Here is a 14,691-nt window from a genome sequence, read left to right as displayed (position 1 = left end):
TTTGGTGGCAGTGCCGCCAATGACGAACACGCACCGGAGGTCGCATGAACGGACGACGAGCAAAAGAGTTACGACTTAGGGTCATCACTGTTACCGGTGAAGATCCGGTTATTGTACGCCGCGAAGATCCATTTGCTGGGGATTTGTCAGCTTCAAGAATGCAATTAGTGCCAGTGTATTCAAAGCCAAAGCTTGATCAGTTGTTCGGCACTGTTATTGAGCCACCACAGGTTCTCTACAGGAACAACAAGCAGACGGTAACCGATCTACGCGCACCTATGCGTCATTACAAGGTGGTGAAGCGTGAATACTACCGCTGAGCGTCGCAAAGGCTATCGCCGCATGCTGGTGCGTGATTGGGTAAAGCGCCACATCACAGAGCTTGCCTGGTTGTGCCTAACCGTCACCGTAACCGCCATGGTGTTGATCCGTGAATCTGGCGGCTTACACAGTTTAGTCAGTTAACTGACCAGTTTTGGAGTGGTTATGAGTTTACTAAATAAAGTGGAAATTACGCTCGTGTTTTTAGTCGGTGCATTCGTAATGTCTGGCTTCTTCGATGGCTTTGAAGTCATGGCCCTAATGAGCATTTTTGGGTTTGTAGTCTGGCTACTGTATTGCTGTAAGTTTGCTCGTTTGTTGATTTTGGGATGGCAAGACTAAGTAGATCAATTGCATCTGGCATATGTGCGCCGCCGTTGTACCGCGCTTTCAATACCGGCACAGGGGATTCTCTCGCCCCGAGGACAACGGGTAACGGCAAATATGCAAGCTGGCGCGTGAGCTGCGCAGGACTACGGCAACCTACCGTGAGCGATAAATGGTGACAGCTGGAGAGACAGCACCCATTGGGATGCCCATTACTGCTAGTGGGTATCACCAATGCGGTGAATGCGCAGGTGGTGACTGTGCAGAGACTAAGAAGGAAATCGGGACGTTAGCTGGCCTTCTGGACAACAGCCTTTCTCAACCCTCACAAACACACCAGAGGGCACCGCAGACCGAGTAGTTTTCGTAAGGCGCGGCTATTTGAACTTAAACATAAGTGCAAATGATGACCTTATGATGGAAGCAGCAGCTTAATTGCCAGCACTTCCCAGAGTGTGTGTCGACTCTGTCACCGGAACGACCGTGGTTGTATCGCCACGATTGCCAATGACCGCGCCTCTTCGGAGGCCGTATTGGGGTGGTGATTGGAATAGCTTGCGCAAGCTTTCTGGATGACACAGTAACCAATCAGTCACCACCACCAATGCGAATTGCAGACAAAAGAAAAACCCCGGCAGCTGGCGAGCTATGTCCGGGGTTTCCGTAGGAGAAAAGAGTATGACCCAAACAGCGAAAATTGACAAGTCAGAACACCAGGGTTACGCCTTTGGCCGCGCCGACGGTGGGATCGTCTACATGCAGATAGGGCACCCGAACGAAGAAAAGCGAGTAGTGGCGTTCAATGAATTCCAGTTCCGCCAATTCATCCGTGACGCCCAGGCTATGGCCAGCGCTGATTTAGCGGAGGTCTTATGTCGCAAGTAGCCCTTCTTGATGACTATCGGGAAAAGCGAGTGAACCAAGGTTACATTTTAAATTACCGTGAAATGCTGCAGCAAGAATGGTTCACCGATCCAGTTAAATGTCCTGTGTTTGAGTACCTGCTAAAACAGGCCCAGCACAGCGAATTCCACACCACCGTGCATGGTCAGCCTGTCACGCTTAATCCAGGCCAACTATACGTCACTCACGAAGGCTTAGCGAAGGCTACCAGCGTCTATACCCTTTATAGTGATTTTGTGCGCTCTAAGGACCCTGTGAGCGCATCCAAGAAAGCTGTGCAACGTGCGCTGGATTTCTTTGTGCAGGATGGCGCAATCAAATACCAGGTGATAGGCAAGGGCAAGCGGGCCTTCACGATAATTACGCTGGTAAATTGGGTTAAATTTCAATCGGGACACGTCCCGAAAGCTGTCCCGAAAGCTGTCCCGAAAGAAACCCAGTCACAGCAGGGGCTACAAGCCGACTCTGTCCCGAATCCTGTCCCGAACTCTGTCCCAAAGAACAAAGAATGTATTAATAACAAAGAAGCCAACTCTGCGAGTAGGCAGCTTCCTGATGACTTGCTATCGCAAATCAGAGCCAAGCGCGAGGAATGCTTTGGCATCTGGTGGGATGTTTGGCGAGACGGCAAGAAGTCAGTCGGTGCCGGATACGGTGCCAAGACCAAGGACGGTGAGCAACCGTTCAAGAAATACTTCCCTGACAAGCTCATTGCGAAACAGGGCATTGATTGGTTCATCGATGACATCAACGCCATGTGTGCATTCACGGACACCGTGTTTGAAGACCTGCGCACCAACGGTAGTAACTCACGGTATTTCAACTACCGGTGCATGTTCCCTGGCACGTTCTTCGCCAAATCTGAGTGGAGGGACGCGGAATGATGGCCAACACCAAACCAGTAGAACACTTGCGTGTTCCGCCTCAGAGCATGGAGGCAGAGCAAAGCATACTCGGTGCAATCCTGATGGTGGACACCGCTGATCGCCGAGTGCGGGAAGTGTTCGACATGATCCGCCCTGAAATGTTCTACAACGCCTCAAACCGGATGATCTTCACAGTCATGGTCAACATCGGGGCGATGAACGACATAGACGTGATCACCGTATCAGACGCGCTGGGCGAAGACCTTGAGGAAGTTGGCGGTATTGCGTACCTGGGTAACTTGGCCAAAAACACGCCGAGCGCATCAAATGTCCTTGCATACTGTGAAATCGTCGCTGAGCGATACCAGGAACGGGAAGTGCAGCGCATAGGCTCGGAAATGGTCGAGCAGATATTTGAAGGACAGAGCGTTGCCGATGTAACCCAGTTTGTAGAACGCAATATCAACTCGCTGGAAGCCACCGGAAGCTATGAACCTACCCACATCAACACACAGATTGGTGACTGGGTCGACATCATGCACGCCCGGTGCAAAAACGATCCCGATGCAGTCGGATACAAAACCGGGATCAAAACACTTGATGATCAAATTGGTGGGTTTAAGCCTGGGTGGCTGATCACACTCGGTGGCCGTCCCTCTCATGGTAAAACGCTGTTCACTCAAATCATCAATGGGTGCATTGCCCAGCACTTACCAACACTGTTTTTCAGCATGGAAATGAGCGCCCAGGAAATCATGGATCGTTACGTTGGGGTACTCGGTGGCGTTGATCCTAAAAACCTGCAACTCGGTGCGTTGACGGATCTGGAATGGGGAAGGGCGAACCAGGTTATACACGCCATCAAAAACAATGGGTACCAGATTTACTATGACGAAACCCCAGCGCTTGCACTCCAGCAAATTGCCAGCCGTGTGAAAGCGGCGATTAAGCGAAACGGCAAGCACGGACTGATCACAGTCGATTACCTTGGTTTGATGCAAAAACCAAAAGCCGAGCGTGACGATCTGGCAATAGGCGCAATAACCCGTGGTCTCAAGCAGCTGGCCAAAGAAGTCAACGTACCAATCCTTTTACTTACCCAGGCCAATCGGGAAGCGGATACCGCCGCACACCTCGCTATGAAGCATCTGTATGGTTCAAGTGCTATCGAGGCAGACAGTGATCTGGTGTTGTTCACCGAGTGCCCGGAAGTGAAGGATCCTGAAACCATCATGAAAGGGGTATTCAAGTTGATCCCGGCCAAATTTCGGCACGGCCGCTGCACACTCACATCCTACATGAAGCGCCGAGAGGACGATTGTGGCGGGACGTACTATTGCATGGACGTGCAAGAGGCTGCAGCGATGGAAAATGAGCAGGAGCGCCGTAACAATAAACCGAAGAGTTATGTGAAAAAATGAGCAAGCGCGACGTCCACACCTTAAATAGCCAGCAAACACTGAATGCATTCATCAAAATGATCATCGCTCAGTGGGAACATCACAAATGGTTGCAGGTAACAGTCAACAATGAAAAGCAGCGTTCCGATCTGCAAAACAACTCATTACACCTGTGGTGCCAAATGGTTGCTGATGCTGCCAACGAAAACGGCTTTGATGTCAAATCGTTTGTGAATGAGGTAACCAGTAGGGCTGAGATCCCATGGACAGGGTCAGTGGTCAAGGAGCTGATTTGGCGACCAACTCAAATCGCCTACACCGCAGAGCAATCAACGACTAAAGCCAGCACCAAGGACTACGTGGTTATCTGCGACATCATCAATAAAGCGATGGGAGAAAGTATGGGGATCCATGTTCCATGGCCCTGCAAGCGAAATAAGGACGTGGCGTGATGATCATCCTGTCCATCCAACCAATCCAATGCAGCCTATGTGGTGGGTTAGGGCATTTGCCTTCTCGCTGCCCGTGGGGTGTGCCTACTTTCCACTCGGAGGGTCTATGAAATACCGTAAAAAGCCAGTTGAAATCGAAGCTATTCAATATACCGGTGACAACCTATGCGAGGTCTTGAATTTCACCGGTAAACATCCGTCATTCAGTAAGTGGTTCAGCTCTTTCGACGAATATCAGCAACACGTTGATAAAGACAACAAGGTATTCAAAATTTCCACCTTGGAAGGAACAATGAATGCTGCACCTGGTGACTACATTATCCGGGGTGTACAAGGTGAGCACTACCCGTGCAAGCCGGATATTTTTGAGCAAACTTACGAGTTGGTTCAGTGAAGCCAAAGACGTGCAAAGCCTGCGGCGGCAGGTTCACCACGGGTAACACCTTGCAGAAGGTTTGCTCCCCTCGGTGCGCACTGGCGGTCGCCAAGAAGGACACAGAGAAGCGCAAACGCAATGAGATACGCCAACGTAAGCAGGCGCTTAAAACCCACGGTCAGTTGATGAAAGATGCGCAGGTGGAGTTCAACAAGTTCATCCGTCTGCGGGACGCTGACGAGCCCTGTATCAGTTGCGGGCGATACCACCCTGGCCAATACCACGCAGGGCACTACCGGACAGTAGGGAGCCACCCGGAGCTGCGCTTTGATGAATCAAACTGCCACAAACAGTGCGCCCCGTGCAACAACCACAAGTCTGGCAACCTGGTTGAATACCGGATCAACCTCACCAAGAAGTTAGGCCCGGACAAGCTCGAATGGTTAGAAGGTCCCCATGAGGCTAAAAAGTGGAGCCGGGACGACCTGATTGAATTGAAAAAACATTACCGCGCCAAGTGGCGGGAACTGGAAAGGCGGCAAGCAGCATGAAGGGTGGGGCAGTTATCCGTGGGGCTAGGCTCGAAAGGGGTTACACACAAGAGAGTCTATCGAAGCAATACGGCATTGCGGTTAACTCGCTTCACAACTACGAAACATGCAGGACTGAGCCAGGATTTACCACCGTTTACGAAATATTGGAGTTCTTAGGATATGACATCAGCGAAGCACAACGCCTCGAACAAGTCAGCGCCGCGAACGATTGCGGCCGCGCAAAAAGAACTGCGTGAGTGGGGGGATTTCTGGCGACACTGCTACGAGGGTGGAAACGTCAGCATTATGCACGTATTCAGGCAGCGAAAATTGTCTGAGACAAAAAAGCACCGCAGAAAACCCAAGAACACCAGTGGCGGGGAAGACAGGGGGCATAAATTGCAGGGTGTGGATATACCCACCGATGCACTAGCCAGCGAAAAGCGACAGGCCACCACCACTGACAGAGAAATATTCGTACCACCACACCTGCGTGAGCTTGACGAATTCATAGCCACGTTGCCGCCAGAGTGCATAGCCGCGATTAAAACCTTCTATGAACGAAAGGAGGCCCATCCTGGCTACTGGCTAAATGAGGCAGAAAGGCGAGTAATGTTGCGATAATCGTCGAACCCACCAGATTTTGGGTTTTAATACCCCCGAAAATCGCCTATTATTTCGTAAAGTCGCAGAAGTTCCCACCGGAGCAATTGCGGCTTTTTTTATGCCCGTTCCCTGGGCGTTCATTGTGTCTTTCCCTGTGTGTGGACCCGGCCAAGTGCCGGGTTTTTTCTTATGCCTTCATATTCCAGAACATCACGCGACCGGCTTGCAACCTGTCACGAGGATTTGCAGCTGATATTCAACGAGCTGATCGGCATGGTCGATCACTCAATTCTGTGCGGTCACCGTGGCAAAGAAGAGCAAAACCAAGCCTATGCGGAAAACAAGAGCCGCGTTAAATGGCCAGATGGAAAGCACAACGAATACCCATCTCTTGCCGTCGATGCTGCTCCTTACTTCATAGAACTGGGTAACGTTGATTGGAACGACCTGATCGCGCTGGCGTGCTTTGCCGGTCAAGTGATCATGATGGCTCGGAGACTGTACGACGAGGGTGAAATTTCACATTTGGTCCGCTGGGGTGGGGACTGGGACCGCGACGGTAGAAACGCGGATCAAGAATTCAATGATTTTGTCCACTTCGAGCTAATCAAGCCGACGTGGTAAGGAGCGAGGATGGAAAGTGAATTGGTAACGGCGTTTGTAGGTGCCGGTGGTTTAGGTGGTGCCTACGCACTGTTCAATTGGCTTCTGTCCGGCGTCAAGAAAGACCTTTCAGATTACAAACTGCACGTTGCAGAAACCTATGTGAGCAAAGGCGAATATGAGCAGCACGTCAGGCGCATTGAAAAGTCCTTGGACGAGGTGAAAGCAATGATTCAAATCTTGGTGGAAAAAAAATGAAATCAAACAAGCAAAAACTGACGATTGCTGGTAGTTCTATTGGTGCCATTGTGGTCCTGATCTTTACCGTTTGCGCCCAATTGGGTGGCTGCGGAGTTACCGAACAGGTTCGCGCTGTGAAAGATATGGCGGTCAACGAGTATTGCGCCACCAATGACGAACTCACCCGGCAGGCCATCCGCGATAACCTGAACGCTTTTGTTCTGTCCGGTAGTCAGCACAAGGTTGAAGTGAAGATCACCTGCGCCGGTGACGTTATCCCCGACTAATGAACGATGAAACGCTATCGCGTAGTGACAGAGCTGTGGATCAACATTCCAGCCTGGGCCACGCATAGCGCCATCGACAAAAACGGAGCTGAACACGTCTACGACGCAGCTCCAACATTAAAGGACTACGACTGGATCCCCTCCGGCCAAGTCCAATTCATTTTCCAGCACCAGCCTATCCAGGATTGGCGCGAATCCCTAAAGCAGATTAATTGATGTCGACCTTTGATTTTACAGGTACCGATGGTGATCCGTTACCGTCGCCCCTTGTTGCGTCTTCTGGTACGTGGGAAATACTCACAAATCAGGCTGTCGCAACAGGAACGATCCCCGCTGGCGGTTCCGTTGCATCTGAAAACCTCGGAAGTGCAAACGCATCCATTGAAGTTGATTGGAATGCAAACGGCGGTGACTCTGCCGGTACTGGTGGCCTTGCTTTGCGATACCAGGACCAAGACAATTTCATTCAGGTTTTGGTGCGGGATTCAGACGGCCTTATTCGTGTATACCGTCGCCAAGGTGGAAGCGCTACACAACTAACCGGTACGTACACAATACCCGCATACAATGCATCTTCCACATACCGGATCGGTGCTGTCTGTGATGGCGATAACATCGATGTCACTGTAGGCGGGTCTGTAGTAGCCAGCTACACAGAAGCGGCTTTCAATACTCAAACCGTTTTTGGCATTCGGGCAGGCCGGACGCTTCATTCGTTTGACAACCTGGACATCGCGCCATTAACCGCCGGCACGATTATTATCAACTCGCCACAGTATCGTTTCTGGCAACGCGCCGGTGCTGGCGCTTCAGTCACTCTTGATGGCACGTATACGGGTACACCGACAACGATTGAGCGACAAGTGGATGGTGGCGCATGGGTCACGGCTGTTGCTTCACCGGCAGGTGGTACATGGACCGACACTTTCACTCTTGCCACCGGTGTTCATACCGTTGCATACCGTTTTTCAAATGAGGTTGCTGTATCAAGCAGCGTGTCTGACCAGATCGTTGGCATGGTTATCGTTGGTGAAGGCCAATCGAACATGTCTGGCCGTGGTGTAAACAACCAGGTGTTCAGTGATAGTGCCGGTGGGATCCGAGCTTACATGCTGGGGAACGATGACAATTGGAAAGTCCTCATTGACCCATCTGACAGCGGAACCAATCAGGTCGATGCTGTAAGCGACGATGGGACAACCGGTGGTAGTTGGATCCTTCGCTTCTGCCATCACTGGTTGGCCAACAACGAAATCCCTATTTGCTACATCCCATGCGCCCTTGGCGGCACAGAGATTGACCGCTGGCGCAAGACAAACACCACCCGCGTTGGTGGGTTGAACCTGTACGAATCAGCAGCGCGTCGTATCGCATTGGTAGGTGGCTGTGAATGGGTATTCCACAACGGTGGTGGTCGTGACGCCAACAACGCGGTAGGCACAACCGCAACGGAATACCAGGCCCGGATGGAAGAGTACGCCAACGACATCATGGCCGACTTCGGGGTTAAGACCTTCATCATCCCAATCAACAACCTGCAATCAGCCAACTATGACGGCAACGGCACCACAACAGGCAAGATCCCCATCCGTGACGCTCAGATTGCAGCAGCCGCGGCAAACGCCAACATTGAGATTGGTCAATCCCTGTGGGACATCGATTTAACCGGTGGGGTGAATGATGGACTGCACTTTAAGACAGACGTAGACTTGGACACCGTTGGTTCACGGATGTACACCAGTTTCGCGGCCATAGGTAGCGACGTAACACCACCAGTCATTACGCTGACAGGTGCAAATCCGCTAAACCTCACGGTAGGTGATCCCTATGTTGATCCCGGCGCAACGGCTACCGATGACACAGATGGTGACATTACAGCAAACATTGTCGTAGCTGGTGACACTGTGGATCCAAACACAGTAGGTACATACAACGTTACCTATGATGTCCAGGACGCTGCCGGGAATAATGCCACCACAGTAACGCGCACAGTCAATGTTAACGCGGTGGGTGACACGACCGCACCTGTGATCACTCTGCTTGGTGCGAACCCTCTGAATCTCACAGTGGGCGAAACCTACACAGACCCAGGCGCGACAGCGACGGACGACACGGACGGTGATATTACTGCCAACATCGTCGTTGGTGGCGATGTGGTTAACACCTCAGTTGCTGGCACATACACTGTCACCTACAACGTGCAGGACGCGGCGGGTAACAACGCAACGACGGTTACAAGAACTGTCAACGTCAACACACCTGGTAACGTGGCGCCGGTAGCCAACGCAGGTGCAAACCAGAACGCAACGGTTAACGTTCAGGTTCAACTGGATGGCTCAGCTTCATCCGACGCAGATACTGACCCTCTGACTTACAGTTGGTCAATCGTGTCAGCCCCAGTGGGTAACAGCGCAACCATCACCAATCCAACAACGGTAAACCCAACGATCACCCCCAACGTTATCGGGACATACGTGCTTGGCCTTATCGTCAATGACGGCACTGTTAGCAGCAACATGGACACAATGACCATTACGGTCAGCAATCCGACCACAACAGTGTGGACAGATTACCCACGTTACACGGCGGTGATGCAGTAATGGCGGCACCAAAAACAACTAAAAAAAAAGTCGGACGACCACGAAAAGTAACAGCTGAGGTGCTGCGGAAACTGGAAGAGGCTTTTTCTTGGGGGTGCACTGACGCTGAGGCTTGTGTATATGCGAATTTGGCCCCTCGTACTTTTTATGACTATTGCGAGCAAAACGAAGAATTCTCGCAGTGGAAAGAGGTACTTAAAGACAGTCCTACGATGAAGGCTAAAAGCATCATCAAAAAATCATTGGACGATGGTGATATAGGTACTGCCAACCAGGTCATAAATCGCAAAGAAGGGACAAAGGTTCGCCAGGAGCTGACCGGCAAAGACGGCGGCGCCATTAAAACAGAAAGCACCACAACGATAAACTTTATTCCAGTCGGCCCCGATGACGCATGAAGTCAACATCAAATATGTTGAGAAACTGCACCCGGTATTCACGAAGCCAAAACGAATAAAAATCATCGTCGGCGGTCGTGGCTCAACGAAGTCGACCGGCATTGCTGATTATGTACTGTCTGATATGTCCACCGGCGCACTTTGGTGTTGCGCTCGGGAGAACCAAAACAGTATCGAGGAATCGGTACACAGGACAATGCTGGACGAGATAGACCGGTTAGGGTTCCAGGGGTTCACAGACACCAAGTCATACATTGCTCACGAGAGTGGAGGTCGCAACTTCTACCGGGGCTTGAGCCGAAACATCACATCGCTTAAATCCACACTGTCAGGGGTTGACGGTCTCTGGATTGAAGAGGGTGAGGACATCAGCGCCAATACCCTGCGCGTCCTGACCGCATCTGTCCGACTTAACGCCAAGGACACTGAGGCGTTATTGGCAGGCAACAAGGTCACAACACTCGAAGAGATTGACGCCTTGCTTGCTGAAGCAGACATCGACTTCCCTGAAATCATCATAACGATGAACCGTGGTCGCCGGGATGGAGCTATTGCCAAGCAATGGTTAAAGCGTGCAGAGGCTGAATTAGAACGTACCGGGTACTACGAGGACGACTTAATCATGGTCGTTGAGCTCAACTACACGGATATGCCGCGCTCATGGTTCCTCGCTTCCGGTATGGAGCAGGAGCGACTTGATGACTACGACAAAATGTCTAGGTCCCAATATGACCACAAATGGCACGGCAAGTACCTTGATGAAGTAGAGAACGCAATCATCAAAGCCGAGTGGGTAGATGCCTGTAAGGACGCTCACAAGCTACCGCACCTCAAGCGAGCATTTGAGCCGCATGGGGTCAAGATAGCTGCTCACGATCCGTTTGATGACGGTGGTGATGCCGCTGCGTACTCTCTGCGTCATGGTTCAATCATCCGCAAGGTGAAACGCAAGAGTAAGGGCGAAATTGACGAGTGTTGCGACTGGGCAACCGACAACGCCAAGGCGGATGGTGCTGATGTGTTTCGCTGGGACGGCGACGGTATGGGTACCGGGTTAAAGCGCCAGGTGCGCGACAACTTGGCCGGTACCAGAACAAGCGCCGAAATGTTCAAGGGCTCACTGTCCGGTAAAGCCCAGGATAACGCCAAGCGCCTATATATGAAGCCAGAAAACGGCCGGGATGAAAACCCAGCGTCATACGCTGACACGTTCCTGAACAACCGGGCGCAGTATTACACCGAGTTGGCAAACCGTTGTTACAACACCTACCGGTGCGTTGTGCGCGGTGAGTATGTCAATCCGGACGAAATGATCAGCTTTGACACCGACGGCATTGAAAGTTGGGACGCGTTACGCACCCAGCTTTGCAGCATCCCCAAACACCCAGGCAACCGTAACGGATTAATCCAAATCCTTGGCAAGTCGGAAATGAAGCGACTCAAGATCGCATCACCTAATGAGGCGGACGCCGTAATGATGACACTGCCGGCGCCATCACCTAAAGACGAAGACGACTGGAACACACCGTTAGAGCAGGACATACAAGGTATCGTGTAAATGGCTAAAATGACCGACGACGAACTGAGCAGCATTCTTGATTCGCTCGAATCTGATGCTCAAACGGTTCAGGACAGTATCGAACAACACAACGCTGAGATAATGCGCCGTGAACGTCGTGAGCCTTATGGCACTGAGGAAGCTGGCCGCTCTAAGTTTGTTTCAAATGATGTGGCGGATCTGATTGAGTCAGATATGCCTTCATTGATCCGCACCATCTTGTGCAGTGACGAGATCATCAAATTTGAGCCATCCAATCCAGAAAGTGAGACAGATCGCTTAGAGGCCGAGGGAAAAACCAAGTACGTGGACTGGTTGATCCGTGGTCAGGAAGATTCCTTTACTGCAAATTACGATTTCATCAAAGACTGTGACCGCTTCCGTATGGGGGTCATGAAGTACTACTACGTAGAAACTAAATCGGTTGAAGAACACAAGTACACCGGTATTGATGAAGCTGAGCTATCCGAGATCTACAAATCATTGGAGCGCCCGGGCGTTGAGGTCAAGGACATCGATGCAGAGGAAGGCGAACGCCTCGGTGAAATTGATGTTACCTTCAAAGTGGTTACCATTCGCAAGCAGGTCAGAATCTGTCCCGTAACGAGCGGTAACTTCCTGTTCAGTAGCGGTGCAAGGTCGCTTGATGATGCCAAGTTGGTTGGCGACCGCTCGACCAAAACACGTGGTGAGTTGGTTGAGCTTGGATTCAGCAAAAGCCTTGTCGCTTCTCTTCCGTGCGCTGGCAGTGAACAGGTTACCAGCACCACGCAAACGATCCGAGACGCGGAAGAAGGGCAGGACGATACATATTACAACGCTGAATGGGCCAATGAGGAGGTTGAATATAAGGATCTGTATGTGTTGGTTGACCGTGATGGTGACGGCATTGCCGAGCGTATGCGGATCCAGCGTTCAGGTAATATCATCCTGGATGAAGAGGTGTTTGACCACGTACCCTATGCGGTTGGTTCGGCAATTCGAGAGCCGCACAAGCTGTACGGTCGTGGTCGTGCCACCGAAGTGTTGCCTTACGCGGAAATAAACACCGCGACAACCCGCAATATGCTGGATAACAACACGGCGGTGAATAACCCCAAACTGGGTGTGTCGAAGGACGTCAACAAAGTTGATCTACTGTCCAGAAAAATTGGCACTCACGTGCGAGTCAACAACGAAGATGGTCAGTCTATTGCCAACCACGTAACGCCGATCACCATCCCCTTTATCGGTGATAAAGCCCTGTTGATCCTTCAACACCTGGACAAGCTAAAAAGTCAGACCGTAGGCACTCAGATGGCCTCACAGGGGCTTAACGCTGATCAACTGAATAAGGAGACAGCAACACGCTTTGAAGGCGTACAGGAAGAGTCTCGGGCGAAAATCCAACTTGCCGCCCGGTGCATTGTTGAAACCGGATATCGCAAATTATACCGCGGCGTCGCCTGGTTGGTGTCGCGTTGCCAGGATAGTGAAGTTGAGTTCTCTGTACTCGGAAAGCAACTTACAACAAACCCAGGTCGATGGAAGTACGACCATACGACCTCTACCGAGGTTGGCTTGGGTGCCGGTGACAACGACAAGGTCGTTGAAAGCATGTCAGGCATCATTGCCATGCAAGACCAGTTAAAAGCTGAAGGTTCAGTACTCGTTGACGAGAAGAAGCGATACAACGCCAGGGCGAAGCTGCTCAAGGCGCTTGAGGTCAAAAACATTTCACACTACTTCAACGATCCTGAAGAGCCGGCAGAAAGACTGCAGGCGGAAAACGAGATCCTGAATCAGCAATTACTGTTGCTTCAAGAGCAATTGCAGTCGATGCAAAACCCGCTTGCTGAATCGGAAATGATAAAAGCCGAAGCAAAACTGATTGATGCTAGGGCTAAAGACAACCTTGAGAAAATGAAGCTGGCAGAAAATGCCCGACAGTTTGACGCTGAGCTACAGGCGAAAATCAGTAAACAATTGGAAGACATCTCTATACGCCTTACCGAACTCGAACTGACGCACAACGCAGACATTCCAGGCAGCAAGGTTTAACCAATGGATCACGAAGAACATCTACATGCCATCGCCGCTGAAGGTGAAGGGGCAGAGTTGGCGCTGCGTCACTTTAATAATGCTGTGACGGTTGTTAGGGCGCGGCTTATCCATGAATTTGAGCAATCCAAACGCTCAAAACAACGCGATGAGATATGGCGACAGATGAAGGCGGTCAACGCCATCGTCGGTGAGCTTGAAAGCATTGCGAACGAAGGGCAGGACGCTAAGCGTTCATTGCTCGAAATTCTCAAAGACAAAATTACTGGAAACTAATCATGAGCGATACACCAGATAATCAAGAAATTGAACCTGGCGATTTGTTCTACCCACCGGAAACTGATTCGGACCAGTCAGAGCAAACAGCGGATGACGCGGCAACCGATGAAACCGGTGATCACCAGCCCGATGAACCATCTGAAAGCGATGATTCAGACAACCAGGACGAAACTGGAACTGATGACGAGCAGGAGGATGGGGAAGAGGAAGAGGCCGACGATCTGTATTTGGATTTAGACGGTGAAGAAGTAAGCCTTGAAGAAGTCCGTAAATGGAAGGAACAGGCTAGCACCGCTGAATCTGAGCGCATGATGCAATCGGACTACAGCAAAAAAACCGCAGAGCTTGCCGATCAACGCAAAGCCTTGAATGACAAGGCCGCTGCGCTGGATGATCTCATCCCGCAGCTTGAAGCGCTCATCAAACTGGATGATGAAACGGATCTGGAAGCGCTGAAGGAAGATGATCCGGAAGAGTACATCATTCAGAAGGAGGCCGCCGACAATCGCAAGCAATTGCTTGAAAAGGCCAAATCCGCGCATTCTGAACGTCAGGAAACTCTATCCGAAGAGCAGAAGGTTGAAGAAGCACAAAAGCTGTGGGAAGCGCAACCACACTGGCGTGACAAAGATGGCAATGTGACCGAACAGTACAAGCAGGACATGGCAGACATGCAGCAGTACTTGAAGGACCAGGGTTACAGCCAGGAAGAAGTAACCAGCCTTCGTGCGCATCACTTCATCACCATTCTTGATGCCGTCCGGTACCAGAAAACCAAAACCAAAGCGGACGCTGTCAGGAAAAAAGTAAAAATCAAACCACGTGGCGCCAAGCCCTCTTCATCACCTACGGGTGGAAAGAAGAAGGAAGACGCCGACCTTTTCTACTGAATAAGGGGTAAC

General features: G+C 51.1%; 19 protein-coding genes. All 19 read left to right on the top strand.

Annotated elements, in window-relative coordinates; all coding sequences use genetic code 11:
* The first annotated feature begins 44 nt into the window (after nucleotides 1-44).
* The 19 genes from LJ739_RS06835 (at nucleotide 45) to LJ739_RS06750 (ending at nucleotide 14,679) form a co-directional block, all read left to right on the top strand.
* On the top strand, nucleotides 45-320 hold the full coding sequence (locus LJ739_RS06835; protein WP_229158431.1) for a hypothetical protein: 276 nt from the start codon (nucleotides 45-47) through the stop codon (nucleotides 318-320).
* Complete coding sequence (locus LJ739_RS06830) at nucleotides 304-465, top strand: hypothetical protein (protein WP_229158429.1); 162 nt, start codon at nucleotides 304-306, stop codon at nucleotides 463-465. The genes LJ739_RS06835 and LJ739_RS06830 overlap by 17 nt, the downstream gene beginning before the upstream one ends.
* 861 nt (nucleotides 466-1,326) lie before the next feature.
* Entirely contained in the window at nucleotides 1,327-1,533 is a 207-nt protein-coding gene (locus LJ739_RS06825) for a hypothetical protein (RefSeq protein WP_229158427.1), read from the top strand.
* Nucleotides 1,521-2,435 carry a hypothetical protein gene (locus tag LJ739_RS06820; protein WP_229158425.1) on the top strand — a complete coding sequence of 305 codons (915 nt, stop codon included), beginning with the start codon at nucleotides 1,521-1,523 and terminating at the stop codon, nucleotides 2,433-2,435. The genes LJ739_RS06825 and LJ739_RS06820 overlap by 13 nt, the downstream gene beginning before the upstream one ends.
* A complete protein-coding gene (locus LJ739_RS06815; protein ID WP_229158424.1) occupies nucleotides 2,435-3,838 on the top strand; it encodes a replicative DNA helicase in 1,404 nt (467 codons plus the stop codon). Before LJ739_RS06820 ends, LJ739_RS06815 begins: the two co-directional genes overlap by 1 nt.
* A complete protein-coding gene (locus LJ739_RS06810) occupies nucleotides 3,835-4,269 on the top strand; it encodes a hypothetical protein (RefSeq protein ID WP_229158421.1) in 435 nt (144 codons plus the stop codon). Before LJ739_RS06815 ends, LJ739_RS06810 begins: the two co-directional genes overlap by 4 nt.
* 106 nt (nucleotides 4,270-4,375) lie before the next feature.
* Nucleotides 4,376-4,663, top strand: a complete 288-nt coding sequence (locus tag LJ739_RS06805) for a hypothetical protein (RefSeq protein WP_229158419.1) — start codon at nucleotides 4,376-4,378, stop codon at nucleotides 4,661-4,663.
* Nucleotides 4,660-5,196 (top strand): recombination protein NinG, encoded by a 537-nt coding sequence (locus tag LJ739_RS06800; protein ID WP_324254900.1) that lies wholly within the window; start codon nucleotides 4,660-4,662, stop codon nucleotides 5,194-5,196. The genes LJ739_RS06805 and LJ739_RS06800 overlap by 4 nt, the downstream gene beginning before the upstream one ends.
* The gene (locus LJ739_RS19185; RefSeq protein WP_407646746.1) at nucleotides 5,193-5,435 is read left to right on the top strand and encodes a helix-turn-helix domain-containing protein; all 243 of its coding nucleotides are present in this window, start codon (nucleotides 5,193-5,195) and stop codon (nucleotides 5,433-5,435) included. The genes LJ739_RS06800 and LJ739_RS19185 overlap by 4 nt, the downstream gene beginning before the upstream one ends.
* Nucleotides 5,359-5,802 carry a hypothetical protein gene (locus LJ739_RS06795; RefSeq protein WP_229158408.1) on the top strand — a complete coding sequence of 148 codons (444 nt, stop codon included), beginning with the start codon at nucleotides 5,359-5,361 and terminating at the stop codon, nucleotides 5,800-5,802. Before LJ739_RS19185 ends, LJ739_RS06795 begins: the two co-directional genes overlap by 77 nt.
* Before the next feature lie 171 nt (nucleotides 5,803-5,973).
* Nucleotides 5,974-6,408: a M15 family metallopeptidase domain-containing protein gene (locus LJ739_RS06790; protein ID WP_229158406.1), complete on the top strand. Its 435-nt coding sequence runs from the start codon at nucleotides 5,974-5,976 to the stop codon at nucleotides 6,406-6,408.
* A gap of 9 nt (nucleotides 6,409-6,417) precedes the next feature.
* The gene (locus LJ739_RS06785; RefSeq protein WP_229158404.1) at nucleotides 6,418-6,645 is read left to right on the top strand and encodes a hypothetical protein; all 228 of its coding nucleotides are present in this window, start codon (nucleotides 6,418-6,420) and stop codon (nucleotides 6,643-6,645) included.
* Nucleotides 6,642-6,914 carry a hypothetical protein gene (locus tag LJ739_RS06780; protein WP_229158402.1) on the top strand — a complete coding sequence of 91 codons (273 nt, stop codon included), beginning with the start codon at nucleotides 6,642-6,644 and terminating at the stop codon, nucleotides 6,912-6,914. Before LJ739_RS06785 ends, LJ739_RS06780 begins: the two co-directional genes overlap by 4 nt.
* Nucleotides 6,915-7,129: 215 nt before the next feature.
* Nucleotides 7,130-9,514: an immunoglobulin-like domain-containing protein gene (locus tag LJ739_RS06775; protein WP_229158400.1), complete on the top strand. Its 2,385-nt coding sequence runs from the start codon at nucleotides 7,130-7,132 to the stop codon at nucleotides 9,512-9,514.
* Nucleotides 9,514-9,912, top strand: a complete 399-nt coding sequence (locus LJ739_RS06770) for a hypothetical protein (protein ID WP_229158397.1) — start codon at nucleotides 9,514-9,516, stop codon at nucleotides 9,910-9,912. The genes LJ739_RS06775 and LJ739_RS06770 overlap by 1 nt, the downstream gene beginning before the upstream one ends.
* On the top strand, nucleotides 9,902-11,470 hold the full coding sequence (locus tag LJ739_RS06765; protein ID WP_229158395.1) for a phage terminase large subunit: 1,569 nt from the start codon (nucleotides 9,902-9,904) through the stop codon (nucleotides 11,468-11,470). Before LJ739_RS06770 ends, LJ739_RS06765 begins: the two co-directional genes overlap by 11 nt.
* Complete coding sequence (locus LJ739_RS06760; protein ID WP_229158394.1) at nucleotides 11,471-13,510, top strand: portal protein; 2,040 nt, start codon at nucleotides 11,471-11,473, stop codon at nucleotides 13,508-13,510. It begins immediately after the preceding gene.
* A gap of 3 nt (nucleotides 13,511-13,513) precedes the next feature.
* Nucleotides 13,514-13,786, top strand: a complete 273-nt coding sequence (locus tag LJ739_RS06755; RefSeq protein WP_229158384.1) for a hypothetical protein — start codon at nucleotides 13,514-13,516, stop codon at nucleotides 13,784-13,786.
* Between the two features lie 2 nt (nucleotides 13,787-13,788).
* A complete protein-coding gene (locus tag LJ739_RS06750) occupies nucleotides 13,789-14,679 on the top strand; it encodes a hypothetical protein (RefSeq protein WP_229158382.1) in 891 nt (296 codons plus the stop codon).
* Nucleotides 14,680-14,691 lie beyond the last annotated feature (12 nt).

The organism is Fluctibacter halophilus (assembly GCF_020687825.1).
Classification (GTDB): domain Bacteria; phylum Pseudomonadota; class Gammaproteobacteria; order Enterobacterales; family Alteromonadaceae; genus Fluctibacter; species Fluctibacter halophilus.
Note: the sequence above shows the minus strand (reverse complement) of the source record. Positions and strands in the feature narration are given on the sequence as shown.